Origin of the sequence: Pseudomonas flavocrustae, assembly GCF_029872515.1 — a bacterium.
In the GTDB taxonomy this organism is placed as follows: Bacteria; Pseudomonadota; Gammaproteobacteria; order Pseudomonadales; family Pseudomonadaceae; genus Chryseomonas; species Chryseomonas aestiva.
In genome coordinates this window covers 124,534-141,023 of sequence record NZ_JAPDIQ010000006.1, presented here as the reverse complement: position 1 = coordinate 141,023, position 16,490 = coordinate 124,534, and the positions used below count along the sequence as shown (strand labels likewise).

Below are 16,490 nucleotides of genomic sequence, written 5' to 3'. Positions count from 1 at the left end.
TCAGGCCCAATAGGTGGAAAACATGCTGATGCGGCGCTTCAGCGCATTGGGCAGCAGACGCTCCCGGTGCCCGAGGCGATAACCGAGGAGCTTGCAGGCACTGCGCAACAGCACCTCCGGAATGCGCCAGGCCTGACCGGCCGCGCGCAAGGCGTCGATCTCAGCCTCGACGAAACGGCGCCCCTCACCCGCTGCCCCGCCGAAAGCCGCGGCGATCCAGTCCTCGCGACCATAGAAGACGCCGATATCGAAGTACCGGCGGAACTCCTCAAGCAGTCGGTAATCATGGGAATGGCGCGCCTGGGCCTCCGCCACGTAATGCACGGCCCAGCCCCGCAGCAGCATGCGCGCTGCGGTATAGGCGTCCTCACTGCCGATCACGTCGGCGGGAAAGCCGCCGGCGTCAGTCAGGGCCGCCCGGCGATAGGCGGAAAAGGAATTGGAGCTGAAGCAGGTCTTCACTTTCAGCTGGGGAGCATCGCTCAACCGCTTGATGCGGCTCTCGACGGGATAATTGAAGCGGCGCGCCTGGGCACCAAGGATACCGGCGTCAAGATGTGGCAATTGACGACCGTAGGCGATACCGATGTCCGGCGCAGCAAAGAGTCCAGCGCGCAAGCTTGCCAGGCAATGCGGGTCGGCAGGAATGGCGTCTTGGGTGAGGAACATGAGTACTTCGGCGTCCACCTGCCGACTGGCCCAGCGCCGGGTCCCGCCATGGTTGAACTGCTGGGGCTGAATCACCTCGACACGTGCACCGAAGGCGCGAAAGCGCGCCGCCGTCGCATCCTGCGAGTGGGTATCGACGACCAGCAGCTCATCTGGCTGCAAGCTCTGAGCAGCCAGCGCCGGCAGCAGGTGATCGAGGTAGCGTTCGGCATTGCGAGTCGGAATGATCAGCGCGGTCTTCATCAAAGCACTCCAGTGCGATACGGCGATGAACCAACGGTCGATAGAATGAGTGGCGTGGCTTAGGACTGCCTTAATAGGCCGTTCGGCTCCAGATAAGCGAAGGCAGGGTGCGGAGGAGGATGTACAGGTCCAGCCAGAGCGACCACTCCTCGATGTAGCGCAGGTCGTATTCGATACGGCGCTCGATCTTGTCCAGAGTGTCGGTCTCACCACGAAGGCCATTGACCTGCGCCCAGCCGGTCATGCCAGGATTCATCCGATGCCGGGCCGAATACTCTATGACTGCGTCTTCGAACATGAGACCGGAGGCCTGGGTCGCCTTGGCATGAGGACGCGGCCCGACTAGCGACATGTTTCCGCTTAGGACATTAAACAGTTGCGGTAACTCGTCCAGGCTAAACCGGCGCAACCAGCGTCCCACACGCGTTACCCGTGGATCGTCCTGGGTGGTCTGGAGCACAGCATCTTGGTCGACCTGGCAGACGAACATGGTGCGGAACTTCCACACATCGATAAGACGGTCGTTGTAGCCATAGCGTTGCTGTCGAAACAATATCGGCCCTGGCGAATCCAGCTTTATGATTAGGGCAATCAGTAGCATTGGAAGTGCCACGAAAGGCAGGATCAGCCCTGTTAGCAGCAGATCTTCGATGCGTTTGAACAGAGGTGCCCAGCCGCTGAGGGCTTGCTTCGATACGCGAAAGAGATGAACACCGGCGACTTCTGCGAGAGGGAACTGGGCGTAGCGTAGGGCCACTAGGTCCGGCACCAGCAAGACGTTGACGGGCAGGCGTCCAAGGACTCGGGTCACCTGGTCGATCCGACGCTCGGCAGTCCACGGCAGGGCGATGAACACTATATCTAGCTTTATCTGCTCAATAAGAACGCGCAGATCCTGGGTACCACCCAGCAAGGGCAGCCCAGCTAGATGCAACGGCAGACGCTTCACTGTGCGATCGTCGACGATGCCAACCAGCCCACAGCGGAAGTCCTGGCGTACTAGCATGTGATTCGCCAAGCGAAGACCATTCTCGGTGGCACCGAGGATCGCCGCGCGCTGTAGAAAGATCCCCCGCTGTGCTAACAAGCCATATGAGGTGAGCGTCAGCACACGCATAAGCAGTAGCAGTGCTAAGCCGCCAAAGAACCATTTAAGTAGGGGCTCTTGCTGATCCTGTAGCGAAAAAGGATGGACCTGCTGGAGAACAAAGAGGCACAGCACGAAGGCAATCAACCAGGCAAGGGTCAGCCGTCGAAAGCGCAATAGATTACTAAAAAGCAGATCGCTGTAGAGCCCAGCGGCTTGGAACACAGCCAAGACCAACAGCACCAGCAGGCCATGTGCTTTCCAGTGTGTCCCGATGGGATAAAAGTAGGCACCGGCACCTACCACTGCCAGCGCTTGCAATATCCGAGAGATCAGCACCAGATAAACAGTACGGCCCGCGCACCCGTACCATAGGCGCCGTATCGCTCCTTCCGTGGAGAGGATTGATCCTGAAGCGTCCATGTCAACTCCTGACGCGACGATATTACCTAGGGTTTGTGTAATGAGCGGCCCCGAATAGATGTTTCCACCGGGCGCTCAGCCATTGGCAGCCGAAAAAAAGAGAAGCTCATCACAAAAAATTGTGATCCATATCTGCCGTTTAGTCATCAAGCCATCACAAAATATTTCCTCATTTTCGACGAAAATCTAGCCAACGACGCATTTTTGGCGGCATAAATCAGACGATCCTGTGCTTTCATTGCTTTTTTTAGCTGCAATTCTTCTTTTTCGCTTGACATATCTATTTGATGCTCAAGATGATTACCTCATGTTACGCTGACGTCGTCAGCAACATGCCCAGCAGTTCTGGATCTCAAGACTGCAACGTGGCCACCCACGTCGATCCGCACCGATAGTTCGCCAAGCTTCCGGAGGCGCGAACGGTTGACCGGTTTTACCGGTTGATGGAGGCACCTCACACATCTGCTCTACCTACCCAGCGGGGATACACTCCCCCGCCCGGGATCAGTGTTTCTCCGCATTACTCACCTGCAGGAGAAACACCATGACCACCCCTACCCTGAGCTATCGCTTTGGCGAATCCGTCGGTACTGCCCTGCGTGAAATCATTCGCTCCGTGCGTAATGCTCAAGCCCAGGCACGTGCTGCGCGTCCGTCCATAGCACCGGCTGAACGCCGTGTAGTCGAGTTTCCGCAACCGATCGTATCGGCTGCTGTGCTCGAGGAGATGGATCACGTGCCGGCGTTCGTTCGCCGCAACGCGATCGACCTCACACTTGGTTCAAGCAAAACACCCAGGAAGCCCAGCCTGAAAAGCCCAAGCGCGAGCGCAAGCCGCGCAAACCCAAGGCTGCCGCCTCTGTCACTGAGCCCGTCCAGTCGCCAGCACCCCGCGCGTTGCGTCCGGGCTCCCTGGACCAGCTGATCGCCCCGCTCGACCCTGAGGTCGCGATGGCCAGCTGATTCACACCTTACCCACCCCTGTCGGGAAACCTCCCGTCAGGGCGGTTTTCCTGACGTCATCTGAACGAAGGAGAGCTGATGGCTATCAAAAAACAAACCGCTGTGGCAGAGGATCTGCGAAAGGTTGGTACCACCTCGGTGGCCGCCGGCATCGTAGGTGTCTTCCTCAGCGATCACCGACTGTTGACGGCTTGTGCCCTCGCAGTAGGTGTTCTAATCTGGTTCATAGGTATCGTACTTACCGTGGAGGAATGACATGAGTCAGACCGCCTTCGGCATCCTCATGCTGACCTTTCTTTTGCTCGTCTGCTCTGGCATGGCGATTTGGGTCACCTGGCCCAACTTCAAACTGAAAGCGCAGAAGCTGCTGCGATCTCACTGAATGATCCACACCCCTAAAGCCCTCTTCGGAGGGCTTTTTCATTTCTGGGGTATTGACAAGCGATACGGCCCTGAACATTCTGAGGATGTATGCCGCTGACGTTGTCAGCAACATGCCCCAGGCAGTCTCGGATCTCACAACTGCGATGCGCTCCTAGCGCATTGATCCAAACCCAAGTTCGCTAAGCATTCGGTAGCGCGAGCGATTGACCGGCACCCCCGGTTGATGAATGCACCTTCCACCCACCCTCGACGGGACTACCCGTCAGGGCCGGTCTCCGTCAAACCTGGAGACCTTCAATGAAAAGCAGCTTTGCGTTGTACCAGGCGTTGATTGCGATCAACGTCCCGGATGACAAAGCCACTGCTGTTATCGATGCTCTGGAGTCCGATATGCAAAATCAGCTCGCTACCAAAGCTGACTTAGCAGACATCAAGGCTGAGCTAGCTCAGCTCGAACTCAAGCTCACCATCCGCATGGGCGTCATGCTTTCTGCTGCTGTCGGCATCCTGCTGGCCGCGATGAAATTCATGCACTGACCTGGCACCACCCTTTCTGGCTACACCCACCCACGCGGGGAATACTCTTCCCCTCCCGGGCAAGGTGTTCTCCGTTTTCACCTATTGAAACTGGAGATACACCATGAGCAACCAAGCCAACGAAAGCCAATACTTCGACCTGCACACCACCGGTATCGGTTACCTCAACCGCATCCGCGAAGTGAAACCCAAAGGCAGAGGCGCCAAGCCGTTTTTGGCCGTCACCGTAGCAGCCCTGTGCGGCAGCAAAGAAGCGGTGGAATACCGCTACATCGACTGCAATGTCGTCGGCGCCGAAGCTGAAAAGCTGGTTCGCCGCTGCATCGAAGCCGAAACGGCGAACAAGAAGGTCCTCGTGTCCTTCCGCATCGGCGATTGCTGGGCTGATCCCTTCACCTACTCTTCTGGACCGAAGCAGGGACAACACGGCGCAAGCCTGAAAGGTCGTCTCCTGTACATCGGCTGGATCAAGGTGGACGGTGAAACCGTGTACGAAGCCAAACCGCGCGATGCAGCCCCGGCTGAGCAGCAAGGTACGGATCAAGGGAACGAAGGCGACCAATCGGCCGCTTGAGTCACCCTGCTCTTCCAGGCGCCCACCGGGCGCCCCTGCTCTACCTAGGCTTTGCCACCTTTCTCTTCGCACACCCATCCGGGGGCACCATCCCCGGACCGGGGCATGGTGATCTCCATTAGCTAGATTTTGGAGCCCATCATGCAAGTCATCGCCACCATCAAGTCCGAGCTGCCCGCCCTGCCCATCGTTGCCGAAGTCTCCTATGACGACGTCACCGAAGAGCTGCTGAGCAGCGACCTGTTCTGCGACAACGCCTGGTTTCTGTTCGAGATGAACGCCACCAGCGCTGACCGCGTCCAGGCCTGACTGACCACACCCTAAGGCGCCCTCGGGCGCCTTCGTCTTTTGGAGGCCCCATGGCTACCGATACCCCTGCAGGCTTCGGCCGGCTCGCCTTCGAATCCGAAGGCAAACACTTTCCCCTTCAGGTACTGCGCAGCAACGCGGGCTACTACATCGGCACTGTCGATGAGGATGGCTTTCCACTGAGTCGCGAGTCGAAGGAGTACTTCCGCAAGCAGGCCGAGGCTGACCAAGCCCTGGCAGAAGGCACCTGGACCCAGCACGGTTTGTCGTCGCTCGTTCCTGCCTTGCTTGGCTTTTAACCCGCTTCGTTTACCCTTAAGGGATTCGTCATCCCTTAAGGGCATGATGGATCCAAGGACGTTGGAGGCATCATGGATTTGATTATTCAACACTTCGAAGGCCAGGCCTTTGTCAGCAACCCGTACGTTCCTGGTACGTCTCTTCGCCAAGACCTTTTCGAGCGGCAGTTCACCATCACCCTGCATGGGTCGATGGAGCGCTTTGATGAATCTGGTCGTGGCACCTTCCACATCAATGGCCATGTCCAGCTCGGCCAGTGCGGCCTGCTCGACGACATCCTGCCGATCGCCCTGGAGGCGATTCGACAAGACCGCTATACAACACCTGTCGCCGTGCTCGACTTCCATCCAAAGCGGATCTGCGTTTCCGATCGCCACGGCCACCTGGTCATGGCGGGCAAGGTGTATCGTGAGAGCCGCCGCATCGACTGGATTGACCCCTGCCGCACGGCCGAGGAAGAGAAGGTGGTACTGGCTCAGATCCAGCTGTTGCGTTCGCGCTCCGCGTTCCAACACGGCTGGGACAACTTCAGCACCTCACGACTGCTAGACACCGACGCCGACCTCCTCAAGGGGCGGCTGGTCCACAAAGCCTGGCGGCCGCAAGTCCGTGCCCTGCTAGGCGCCTGATCTCACCCTTCCACCCGGGGACACCGTCCCCAGGGGGCGGCTGTCTGCCAAAATCAGGATCTTCGCTATGCCTCACCATCTGATTATCGGCAACGCCATTCACAGCAGCGCAGCAAGCCTCCGCGAAGCCCAGACAGGACTTTCGACGCTTCGCGCCCAAGGGCTCAAGCCGCGGTTGTTTTACTCCCTATCATTTGATTCGTTCGGCAGCGAGCTGGACGATGACGGTCGCCCGCTGCACCTCTACATCCTGATGTCCACGAATGAGTTCGAGTCCTACCTGACCCGCTTTGAGCGGATTCGCCTCCTGACCGACCCTGAGCACGCTGCGTCGCCGTTACGGGTCGTGGATGTCCGGGGTGTACTTGAGGGACGCGACTACCACATCGCCGAGCTGCTTTACCCCGGCTTTGCCGAGGAGCCCGAGATTCGTGTTCAGACCCTGCTGATGCGAGCTACCCAAGGGCTCGTTGACCTGCAGGACCTGCTTCGCATCTAGCTTCACTTCTATCCACCTACTCAGAGGGGCTGACTCTCTGGGCAGCTCCTCGTCCGAGGAGTCTCCAATGAACAATTCGTCCACTTCTACCGCCCAGGCGGTAACCGAGCACAGCGGCCTGGTAGCCGTCCTGACCGATTTGCAACGCCAAGGATGGCGCGCCTTTGAACTGTGGGATGGCGAGGCCTGGGAGCCTATCCACGCTATTTGGTCCGCTGATGACATCGCTAAGCACGCGGCAGAAACCGACTTGGCCAAGCTGCGATTCCTATCGGAAAACACCGCCGGCCACGAAGGTGTGATGCTGCTGGTATGGGGCAATAGCCCTATCAAGCTGATCGCCGACATGACCATGGCGAACGGCTTCGGTGAGGCCGTCGAGTTGGCCCAGCGAAGCGTTTGGCCGCACCACCCGGAGAAGGTATAGCCATGTGCTGGACCTGCCCGCAGTGCGGTTCTACTGCCGTCTCAACTGAGGGGGGAGTGATACCACCTCGACCCGACATTGATGCGCCCGAAGCTGCTGAGTCCGACTGGGACTACACCTGCGAGATGACCTGCAACACCTGCCAACACCAAGATCTCTCGATGTTCTTCGCGAAGGATCTGGAACAACCCTAAACCCTAGCTCTGCTGAGCCCCATCAACCACCACACTACCCAGAGGGGCCGACCCTCTGGGCGGCTCCTCTTCCTGAGGAGAGCCCCATGACCACCCCTAACCCCTTCATTCGCGGCTACCAGGACCTGTTTATTCGCCGCGAGCTGCTGATCACGTACGACGAGCACTTCGAGCCTTGCTACCGACAGATAACGTCCGAGCAGCAGGATGCAGCCGACGACCAACTGGTAGGCCACTACAGCGTCTTCAACGAAACTCATGCCCTGGCTATCGAGCCGGAGGAAGTCACTGCTGACCAGCACACGCTCTACCCGTCCACTTGACAGGTACGGGCGGTGGTCTATGCGCTTCGTGCCATTGAGAATGGCGAAGAGATTCACCTCGGTGACACTGAGACTCTGGCTAGGGCCCAAGGCCTGCTCAAGCGGATCCAGTTCGAAACCGGCTTCTAAAGTCGAGCGTTCGAGATCACCTCGTCCCATCTGCCCGATGACGAATGGGATGACCTGCAGGACCTGGTGCAGCACGCTGACACCCAGCTACTGATGTTCGAGTGCTTCACCCTGCCAGACAGCGACGCCGTCGGCTTCAAGCTGCACGGTACGCCCTGGACTGACGAGCACCTGAACAATCTGGAAGGGTTCGGGCTGTCAGTCCTGCAGGCCAAGCACTACGAAGAAGGCTTCATGCCGGAAACCATACGGGTGCTCAGCCTGGCAGGCCAGGTCGACGTGAGGATCCTGATCCTTGATCCCAATGGCTGCCTGCTTGAAGGCCTGCCTCAGTTCTAACCCCCCTGACAGGCGCCTTCGGGCGCCTCTTCTAAAAGCAACCTTCCGAATAACATTGATGAAACCCTCGCTCGACACCTTAAGCTCACGAACGAATGCTTTGGTCAATATCATCCAAAGGACAGACTGTTACTTGCCTGCTACCGAAGCACGCCTTTCACAGAACTGAAGACCGTAATGGCACTAGCAGCAGCCTGCTCCGCTATATAATTGATATGAGAGGTCCTCATATCGGAGTGCAACTTTCTCAGAAAAGTATTGCTTCGACTCACATCATAAGCGTCGCCTGCCAACTCCTGATGCTGAGTTACCAACGAGTCACGCGCATCATCCTTATCAGACCAAGACCTGATACCACCCCGATCCACTAGATGAACTACACCGCTTTTTTTCAAGAGTGACTCGCCGATTTTGTAGCAACGCGCGTGAATCAGCTCTCTATACTCAGCAGCTTCCGGGCCATCAAAATCTTCAAGCTTTTTACTCAAGTGCTCTGCCTGTCGCTCGGGTTCAGACCCCACCAACCAACACACAACCGCGTCAAATTTGGCTTTTACAGACCCTTCTGCAAATTCCAGGCTGAAAACATCACCGTGAATGATTGACACAGAGGGCGCGTCATTTTCTTGGGCTGCAAGATACTGCAGATCGACTTCAACCGCGTCGTACCCTGATCCTTTCAGATTCTTGATAGCGATGTCAATCATAGGCCGATTAGGCTCTATCACGACGACCTTGCAGCCGGACTTAACAAGTGCGATCGTCCCATTACCCGAGCCGCAGCCAATCTCTAGAACCTTGGTTGCAGCGCCCAGCTGCTCGGCCATCCAGCGGTAATAGCCTTCATTAGAAAATGACTTTGAATTTATTTCCCACTCTTGCGCGTATTGCTCGGCAGTCATGGGTTTACCCAGAGAAAACTTCGCACTACTCATCGATGTACAATCCTTTTCCGAAGAACCAACTTATAGTAGACGTACATTCCGATCACGCCTGTGCGATTAATTTCTTGTGCTTCTAAAAGCAACCATTTGACACATCGCTCCTTCGGAATCATGATCATCCTACATGCCGCTGACGTTGTCAGCCATGCCCAGGTGGTCAGGATCTCAAGACCACGGCGCCCTGCGCTGATCCAGCCCCAAGCTTGCCAAGCATCCGGTAGCGAAAGCGGTCGGCTCCGCCGATGGATGCACCTTTCACCGTTTTCTCCCACAGGGTACCCATCCCCTGCTGGGCATGGCGTGCCCCTTATTCACGAGGACCGCCATGATCAAGATCCCCGGCCACTTGGCCATCCGCACCATCCAGGGACGCAACGGCGCTTTCAACGTCGGCCGGCTCTCTACCTCTATCGGTGAATTCGTCATCAAGGATGCTGTGCTCGAGCAACACGTCGAGGGCAAGTACCGCGGCGAGTTCGTCATCACCGAGATCCGTGCATCGTCCTACAGCACTGGCGGCCGCCTGGTCATCGAGATTCGCGCGCGCCTAGACAGCATGGTGCTCGAGGACCTTGATGCCTTGACGGCCTACGACAACGCGCAGATCGATGCGCAGTCGCCGGATCCGCTCGATGAAGAGCAACCTCTCGCGGCACCGCCGCCAAAGGCTCGACAACAACCCTCGCGTCCCGCCAGGCCTGCCAGCGCTCCGGTAGCGCCTGCAGACGACAACGCACCCTTCGGGATGCCGGTATCACCAGCAGCTGCTCAGCTGCTCAGCTGACGCCTTAGCCAGATGTCGATGAAGCTGACCAGGAGCTCTTCGGTACGGTCTGGCCACTTGGCGAGACCGTGCGACTGGACTCCACGGTCGACCGGCACCGCCTCAGGCAGTAATGCCAACGGCTGAGCGAGCTGGGCTACGCCATGGACTTCAAGTCGCAGGCCTGGAACCGCGCGGCCTGACCTCACCTTCACAACCCCACCCGGCTGGGACCTCTCCCAGCGGGAAGGCCTGGCCATCACCTAGAGGACCTTCCCCATGGGCTGGCTGCTTTCTCACTCCACGCGCGATGCGCTGATCTCTGAACTGACCGCCGACGGCGAAACCGACAACTGCACCCGTACGTCATCGATCATCACCTGGTCGACAACGTGCTGTGGCAGATCGTGATGCTGGTACCCAAACGCGATGGCGTCTTCCCTGGCGTCGCCGCCGGCGAAACCTGCACCTTGATCGGCTGCGACCTACTGGACGTTCACGGGGGCCGTTGGGGCCATAAGTCACTGGATGAAAGCTCGGTCCCTTCTACTGGAGTTGCCCGCTGCACTTCTTGCCCAGGGCCATCCACGGCATCAACCCCGAATGGCGCGAAGGCGTCGGCGATACCACGCGGCGCGCTGAGCGCCTTCCCTCACCCACCTCGGGGCAACCACCCCTGGTGGGTACAGGGGTGGTTCGCGTGACACTCGGCTATGCGGCGCTGCACTGCCTGTCGAACTTCAGCTTCCAGCGCGGTGCCTCCAGCGTCGATCAGCTGTTCGAGCGAGCCAAAACCATGGGCTATGAGGCGCTGGCCATCACCGACGAATGCACCGTCGCTGGCATCGTGCGAGCCTGGCAGGCCTCAGAAAAGCATGACGTCCGGCTGATCGTCGGCGCGGAGTTTCAGGTCGCCCAGGGCCCCAAGCTTGTGCTGCTGGTGCAAGACCTACAGGGGTACCAGCATCTCTGCCGACTGATCACCCTCGCCCGCCGGCGCGCCGACAAGGGCAGCTACCGGCTGCTGCGCGAGGACCTCGAACAGGTCGCCGGCCTCGTAGCGCTCTGGGTACCGGCGCGGGACGCGGAGGCGGAGGCGGTGCGTTGGCTCTTGGCGGTGTTCCCGGACCGGCTATGGATTGCTACTGGGCTGCACTTCGACCAGGACGACTAGGTACGACTGCAGCAGCTGCAGCAGCTGGGGGTGGCCCTTTCACTGCCGCTGGTGGCCGCCGGCGACGTGCACATGCACTGCCGCGGGCGCCGGGCCCTGCAGGACACCATCACTGCGATCCGCCAACACGTCCCGGTAGCCGAAGCCGGCCAGCTGCTCTTCCCTAACGGGGAGCGTCATCTGCGCACCCGCGAGGCCTTGGCGAGGTGCTATCCGTCCGAGCTGCTAGAGGAGACCCTCCGCATTGCCGAGCGCTGCACCTTCAGCCTGGCCGAGTTGCGCTACCAGTATCCCAGCGAGGTGGTACCGGAGGGACACACCGCAACCAGCTGGCTGCGTGTACTCACTGAAGAGGGCTGCGTCTGGCGCTGGCCCGAGGGGCTTTCAGATCGGCTGCGCGCCCAGATCGAAAAAGAGCTGCAGCTGATCGCCGACAAAGCCTATGAGAGTTACTTCCTGACGGTGCACGACATTGTCCGCTTCGCACGGCAGCAGGGGATCCTCTGCCAGGGGCGCGGCTCGGCGGCCAACTCTGCGGTTTGTTTCGCACTGGGCATTACCGAGCTAGATCCGACCCGGATCAACCTGCTGTTCGAACGCTTCATCAGCCACGAGCGGGACGAGCCACCGGACATTGATGTCGACTTCGAGCATGACCGCCGGGAAGAGGTCATCCAGTACATCTTCCGCCGTTACGGTCGCCAGCGCGCCGCGCTCACCGCGGTGGTGTCCACCTATCACGCTGCTGGCGCCGTCCGGGACGTAGCCAAGGCACTGGGCCTACCCCCAGACCAGATCACGGCGCTGGCGGACTGCTGCGGCCGTTGGACGGACAACTTGCCGCCACCGGAGCGTCTTCGCGAATCGGGCTTCGATCCTGACAGCCCGCTGCTCCACCGGATTCTGGTGCTCACCGGTGAGCTGATTGGCTTCCCGCGGCACCTGTCGCAGCACCCGGGTGGTTTCGTCATCGCAGACCAGACACTAGATACCCTGGTGCCGGTGGAGAACGCCGCCATGGAGGGTAGGACGGTGATTCAGTGGGACAAGGATGACCTCGACGCCATGGGCCTGCTCAAGGTCGACATTCTCGCCCCGGGCATGCTCAGCGCCCTGCGCCGGTGCTTCGACTTGGTCAAAGGCTACCGGGGCGAGGAGCTGACGCTGGCGACCGTGCCTCAGGAGGACAAGCCCACCTACGCCATGATCAGCCGTGCGGACACCCTTGGCGTGTTCCAGATCGAGTCACGCGCCCAGATGGCCATGCTGCCGCGCCTGAAACCGCAGACTTTCTACGACTTGGTGATCGAGGTGGCCATCGTCCGGCCCGGCCCTATCCAGGGAGGGATGGTCCACCCGTATCTGCGCCGGCGGACCGGCCAAGAAGAAATCAGCTATCCGCCGGAGCTGGAGCGCGTCTTCGGTCGGACCCTGGGTGTGCCGCTGTTCCAGGAGCAGGTGATGGAGCTCGCCATCCTCGCCGCCGACTACACCCCGGGCGAAGCCGATCAGTTGCGCCGCAGTATGGCGGCGTGGAAGCGCCATGGCGGGTTAGAACCGCATCGGGAGCGGCTGACCTCACGAATGCTCGCCAACGGCTACACCGCTGAGTACGCGGCCGACATCTTCCGGCAGATCGAGGGGTTCGGCAGCTACGGTTTTCCCGAGTCTCACGCGGCCAGCTTCGCCCTACTCACCTACGCCAGCTGCTGGCTCAAATGCCATGAGCCGGCAGCCTTCGCCGCGGCGCTGATCAACTCCTATCACATGGGTTTCTACAGCCCAGACCAGATCAGATCCTGCAGGACGCTCGGCGCCATCAGTTGCAGACCCTGCCGGTGGATGTGACCTGCAGCGACTGGGATTGCAGTCTCGAGCCAGTCGCTGATAGCTCGCAGCCGGCGATCAGGATGGGACTTCGGATGGTGCGAGGCCTGGCCTAGAAAGCCGGGCGCGCAGTTGAGCAGGCCCGGCGGCACCGGCCATTCCGCGATGTTACCGATCTATGCCTGCGCGCAGGCCTCGATGCCAAGGCACGGGAATGCCTTGCGGATGCGGGAGCCTTGAAGAGCCTGTCCGGGCACCGGTTCCAGGCGCGCTGGGCGATGGCTGCGATCGAGCCCCAGCTGCCGCTCTTTGCCGAGGGCGCGGTGGTTGAGGAGGAAATCCAGAAGCTGGTCGCCCCGACTGTGGGTGAGGACCTCTATTCAGACTATGCCTCCCCGGGTACCACCCTGGGCCCACACCCGCTCACCCCGCTGCGGCCGGAGCTGTCGGCCCGCCGGCTGATGAGTTCGCTGGAGCTGAAGGAGCGGCGCCACGGTCAGCCGGCGCGGGTCGCTGGCCTAGTCGTCGGCCGGCAGCGGCCTGGTACCGCCAGCGGTGTGACGTTCGTGACGCTGGAGGACGAGTTTGGGATGGTGAACGTGGTGGTGTGGCGAACTCTGGCGGAGCGCCAGCGGCGGGAGCTCGTGACGTCACAGCTGCTACGGGTAGATGGGACAGTGGAGACGCGGGATGGCGTACTGCACGTGGTGGCTGGCCGCTTGGAGGACATCAGCGAGCTGCTGCAGGGCCTCGACACGCGAAGCCGGGATTTCCGCTGATGTTCATAAAACTTTGCCAAATGCACAACTCTCGGCTACCGGCATATAAGCGAAGAGCCAGATTTCGTTAGTATTCCAAAGTCCACCAGTCTTTTGTTCCCTACAAGCATCGAGCATTTCTCGAAACCGTGGAATGCTTCAACGGTATGACTTTGAAAAGTGCATAAACTATAATTACTGAATGTTTTAAGATCCAAAAAGAAAATATCTACGCCTTCTACCATCGTTCTAGCGCTGTCAGCCCAAAAAACCATAAATTTAATTATTGCACAAATTGTTTTTGTAGTAGGTATTACCAGCTCTAAACCTATAGCCAAAAAATATATGGCGCCTTAAGCAAGCGTTAAGCAATCGAAAAGACAGATGGCATCTACTGCTCCCGTTCGCAGGCGTGAGGTATTGATCGACAGCTCGATAAATGCAGAAAACTTTCGCAGACGTGCGCAAGGAGCCTAGGCTGCGCGAAGCAAGTTGGAACGTCAGCGATCACTTTCAGAAAACACAACGGATCTGAGGCACTGAAATGAGAATGTTGCGTGATGATGAGCTTGTTTACCCCAGTGGCGGGATTACCGCCAGGGATGTTGGCTCCGCAATAGGAGGGGCTTTGGGTAGCCTAGCAGGCGCGGAAGTAGGAGGGCCTGTTGGCGCTGCAGTCGGTGGAGCAATGGGCGCATTAGCTGGCGAGGCGGTTGGTGAAGCAATCGGAAACGCTATGAGCGGCCAAGATGATGACACAAGGACGATGATTCAAACAGTGATGACGGCGACGGCGGTGACTGACATTTCCAATAGGTAATGCTGTCGACCTAGCTGCGCGCGTACGCGTAGCTAGGCTTCAGGGACGCCAAGGAATAAATACGATGGATAGAAGACAGTTTCTGCGCGCGGCGAGCTGCGCTGGATTCGCCAGTCTTGCCATACATACTAAAGCATCATCCTTTGAGGTCAGCGGCGAAGCGCAAAATGGCATCATTTGGAGGGCGGATTCAAAAAAGGGGAACGTCTTTCTCACACCAACTGTTCACAAACTTCCACGCCATTTAAAAGTACCTCACCAAATAAGTATCGCCCTGCAGCAGTCCGACGTAATTTTTATCGAAGCCAATACTGACGACAAGGCTCTCCCAGAAGACAAATCAAGCCTAATATACGTTGATACAAATGACTCGGTATTTGAAAATCTATCACCGGCAACAACACAGCTTCTAAAGCTCAAGTTAGCAACGATCAACATACCTATCGAGAAAATCATAAGACTCAAACCATGGGTAATTTCATCGATTTTGGAAGAAAGAGAACTTGCAGATTCAGGATTTGAAAGTCTTACTAGCGTAGAGCAGCTCTTTAAGGAAATTGAAAAGGGCTCAGGGAAAAAAGTCATCTATCTAGAAACCATCAGCCAACAGCTTAGGCTATTTGACTCCCTGCCAGATCATATTCAAGATGCCATGCTGCAAAATTACTTGCTCCAAAAGATGTCGTCGAAGGATACCCAAAAAGTTGTTATTAGGATCGCGCAGGCTTGGGAACAAGGAAACATTACTTGTGTTCAAACCCAAATGAAGAAGATAGACGTAATACCAGCTAATGTCGAAGAGACCGTGAACAGAGTCATGCTAGCAAACCGAAACCTAGCATTCTTCAAGCAAGTCAATGAACATTTCGACTTGATTCCAACAAATTTCGCGACCTTAGCAGTTGGCTTCAATTATTACTTAGGAGACCAAGGCCTTCTGCGACTATTTCAAGATAGCGGATACAAAATAACCAGCCTGAGAATAAGCAAATGAATATAAAATTCTTAAGCATCGCATTGATCGTTGCGCTAACGGCATTTTTGACCTCCTTAACGATAAACGTTGTCTCGCCCAATGCACCAAAGGCGACCAAAAGAATCGTTCTGGCAGTCATTGTGTTCGCGGTAGCAATATCTGCCACCGTCATTATAAAAACTTAATTCGTGAGATCACCCTGCTGCGTCCAGAACTCTCGGCCTACCGGCTGATGAGTTCGAAGGACCTGAAGGAGCGCCGGCCCGGGTCGCTGGGCTGGTGGTCGGCCGGCAGCGGCCGGGTACCGCCAGCGGCGTGACCTTCGTGACGCTCGAGGACGAGTTTGGGATGGTGAACGTGGTGGTGTGGCGTACCTTGGCGGAGCGCCAGCGGCGCGAGCTGGTGGCCTCACAGCTGCTACGGGTAGATGGGACAGTGGAGACGCGCGACGGCGTGCTGCACATTGTGGCCGGCCGCTTGGAGGACATCAGCGAGCTGCTGCAGGGTCTCGATACGCGAAGTCGAGATTTTCACTGACTGCATCTTCGAGTAGGCAGGTCTCGGATCGGCAGAATGCACGGATGACGTGGCGCTGGAGGGGATGCTTTAGAGCGGAAGTATACCGCCGGGGATACTTCCGCTCTATCGACTGGCGCGGGGTGTCTTCAGGGCAGGCGGGTCTTGCTTGCCCTGGCGGACTGCCAGGCGTGAAGCCTTGCTACTGAATGCTTATAAGGTCTCGCCCGACCACCGCCATTCACGTGGCGCTCCCGCCTCCCGGTAGTTGGCCGCGAGCACGTCTGCGAGGTGAGATGGGGTACAGGGCGTGTCGTACGTTGGCGCAGCCATCCATTGCTTCAAGGCACTCTGCAGCTCGGCAAACTCCTCCGCGCCGATGCCATCTAATTCCTCAGACCGGAAGACGTTGCCGTCGACAGCCGTTGGGCTGAGGTCTGCGGACAAGAACATCGCCAGAGCGCCATCCACCGGCGCAACGATCAGGGACTCGCTGTCGACTTTGGCAATGGTGCCGGCCGGCGCCGCAGCGAGGATTGGCGCCACCGGGTTCCAAACCATAAGCAGCTGCTGGAAGGCCGGGTCTTCGGCTCTGGAGTAATAGCGGTGGACGCACAGCTGTAGCGGCAGAGCCGGAGTCGTGAGGGTGATGGGGGTCTGCATGGGGAAGCCCCGTCGGCATC

The 16,490-nt window shown here is 58.4% G+C and carries 18 protein-coding genes and 3 pseudogenes; 17 read left to right on the top strand and 4 right to left on the bottom strand.

The window, feature by feature from the left end:
• Both OMP44_RS14750 and OMP44_RS14745 read right to left on the bottom strand, forming a co-directional pair.
• Complete coding sequence (locus tag OMP44_RS14750; RefSeq protein ID WP_280309243.1) at positions 1–912, bottom strand: glycosyltransferase family 2 protein; 912 nt, start codon at positions 910–912, stop codon at positions 1–3.
• A 70-nt stretch (positions 913–982) separates the two neighbouring features.
• Complete coding sequence (locus OMP44_RS14745; protein ID WP_280309241.1) at positions 983–2,422, bottom strand: undecaprenyl-phosphate glucose phosphotransferase; 1,440 nt, start codon at positions 2,420–2,422, stop codon at positions 983–985.
• Between the two features lie 544 nt (positions 2,423–2,966).
• Here OMP44_RS14745 and OMP44_RS14740 point away from each other — a divergent pair.
• The 12 genes from OMP44_RS14740 to OMP44_RS14685 all read left to right on the top strand — a co-directional run bounded on the left by OMP44_RS14740 (position 2,967) and on the right by OMP44_RS14685 (position 8,029).
• Positions 2,967–3,347: a hypothetical protein gene (locus OMP44_RS14740; RefSeq protein ID WP_280309239.1), complete on the top strand. Its 381-nt coding sequence runs from the start codon at positions 2,967–2,969 to the stop codon at positions 3,345–3,347.
• A 116-nt stretch (positions 3,348–3,463) separates the two neighbouring features.
• Positions 3,464–3,640: a hypothetical protein gene (locus OMP44_RS14735; protein ID WP_280309237.1), complete on the top strand. Its 177-nt coding sequence runs from the start codon at positions 3,464–3,466 to the stop codon at positions 3,638–3,640.
• A gap of 1 nt (position 3,641) precedes the next feature.
• Positions 3,642–3,767, top strand: coding sequence for a hypothetical protein (locus OMP44_RS14730; protein ID WP_280309235.1), 126 nt, complete (start codon positions 3,642–3,644; stop codon positions 3,765–3,767).
• A 299-nt stretch (positions 3,768–4,066) separates the two neighbouring features.
• On the top strand, positions 4,067–4,306 hold the full coding sequence (locus OMP44_RS14725; protein ID WP_044340832.1) for a hypothetical protein: 240 nt from the start codon (positions 4,067–4,069) through the stop codon (positions 4,304–4,306).
• A 103-nt stretch (positions 4,307–4,409) separates the two neighbouring features.
• Positions 4,410–4,880 (top strand): STY4534 family ICE replication protein, encoded by a 471-nt coding sequence (locus OMP44_RS14720; RefSeq protein WP_280309230.1) that lies wholly within the window; start codon positions 4,410–4,412, stop codon positions 4,878–4,880.
• Positions 4,881–5,021: 141 nt separating this feature from the next.
• Complete coding sequence (locus tag OMP44_RS14715) at positions 5,022–5,189, top strand: hypothetical protein (protein ID WP_165904673.1); 168 nt, start codon at positions 5,022–5,024, stop codon at positions 5,187–5,189.
• Between the two features lie 50 nt (positions 5,190–5,239).
• Entirely contained in the window at positions 5,240–5,488 is a 249-nt protein-coding gene (locus tag OMP44_RS14710; RefSeq protein WP_027597851.1) for a hypothetical protein, read from the top strand.
• A 72-nt stretch (positions 5,489–5,560) separates the two neighbouring features.
• Positions 5,561–6,118, top strand: a complete 558-nt coding sequence (locus OMP44_RS14705; RefSeq protein ID WP_280309225.1) for a hypothetical protein — start codon at positions 5,561–5,563, stop codon at positions 6,116–6,118.
• A gap of 67 nt (positions 6,119–6,185) precedes the next feature.
• Complete coding sequence (locus OMP44_RS14700; RefSeq protein ID WP_280309223.1) at positions 6,186–6,617, top strand: hypothetical protein; 432 nt, start codon at positions 6,186–6,188, stop codon at positions 6,615–6,617.
• 67 nt (positions 6,618–6,684) lie between these two features.
• Positions 6,685–7,044 (top strand): hypothetical protein, encoded by a 360-nt coding sequence (locus OMP44_RS14695; protein ID WP_280309221.1) that lies wholly within the window; start codon positions 6,685–6,687, stop codon positions 7,042–7,044.
• Between the two features lie 280 nt (positions 7,045–7,324).
• Complete coding sequence (locus tag OMP44_RS14690) at positions 7,325–7,561, top strand: hypothetical protein (protein ID WP_280309218.1); 237 nt, start codon at positions 7,325–7,327, stop codon at positions 7,559–7,561.
• A 144-nt stretch (positions 7,562–7,705) separates the two neighbouring features.
• Positions 7,706–8,029: a hypothetical protein gene (locus OMP44_RS14685; RefSeq protein WP_488803454.1), complete on the top strand. Its 324-nt coding sequence runs from the start codon at positions 7,706–7,708 to the stop codon at positions 8,027–8,029.
• Between the two features lie 140 nt (positions 8,030–8,169).
• Here the strand turns inward: OMP44_RS14685 and OMP44_RS14680 are convergent, their stop codons facing one another.
• The gene (locus OMP44_RS14680) at positions 8,170–8,964 is read right to left on the bottom strand and encodes a class I SAM-dependent methyltransferase (RefSeq protein WP_280309215.1); all 795 of its coding nucleotides are present in this window, start codon (positions 8,962–8,964) and stop codon (positions 8,170–8,172) included.
• Positions 8,965–9,298: 334 nt separating this feature from the next.
• Between OMP44_RS14680 and OMP44_RS14675 the strand changes: the two are divergent.
• The 5 genes and pseudogenes from OMP44_RS14675 to OMP44_RS14660 all read left to right on the top strand — a co-directional run.
• Positions 9,299–9,939 (top strand): annotated as a pseudogene (locus OMP44_RS14675) (DUF3275 family protein).
• Between the two features lie 497 nt (positions 9,940–10,436).
• Positions 10,437–13,516 (top strand): annotated as a pseudogene (locus OMP44_RS14670) (error-prone DNA polymerase).
• Positions 13,517–14,039: 523 nt separating this feature from the next.
• On the top strand, positions 14,040–14,315 hold the full coding sequence (locus tag OMP44_RS25045; protein ID WP_431312647.1) for a glycine zipper domain-containing protein: 276 nt from the start codon (positions 14,040–14,042) through the stop codon (positions 14,313–14,315).
• Between the two features lie 64 nt (positions 14,316–14,379).
• Positions 14,380–15,309, top strand: a complete 930-nt coding sequence (locus OMP44_RS14665; RefSeq protein WP_280309213.1) for a TraB/GumN family protein — start codon at positions 14,380–14,382, stop codon at positions 15,307–15,309.
• Between the two features lie 175 nt (positions 15,310–15,484).
• Positions 15,485–15,828 (top strand): annotated as a pseudogene (locus OMP44_RS14660) (OB-fold nucleic acid binding domain-containing protein); the annotation flags it as partial.
• Positions 15,829–16,020: 192 nt separating this feature from the next.
• Here OMP44_RS14660 and OMP44_RS14655 read toward each other — a convergent pair.
• On the bottom strand, positions 16,021–16,470 hold the full coding sequence (locus OMP44_RS14655) for a hypothetical protein (protein ID WP_280309211.1): 450 nt from the start codon (positions 16,468–16,470) through the stop codon (positions 16,021–16,023).
• Positions 16,471–16,490 lie beyond the last annotated feature (20 nt).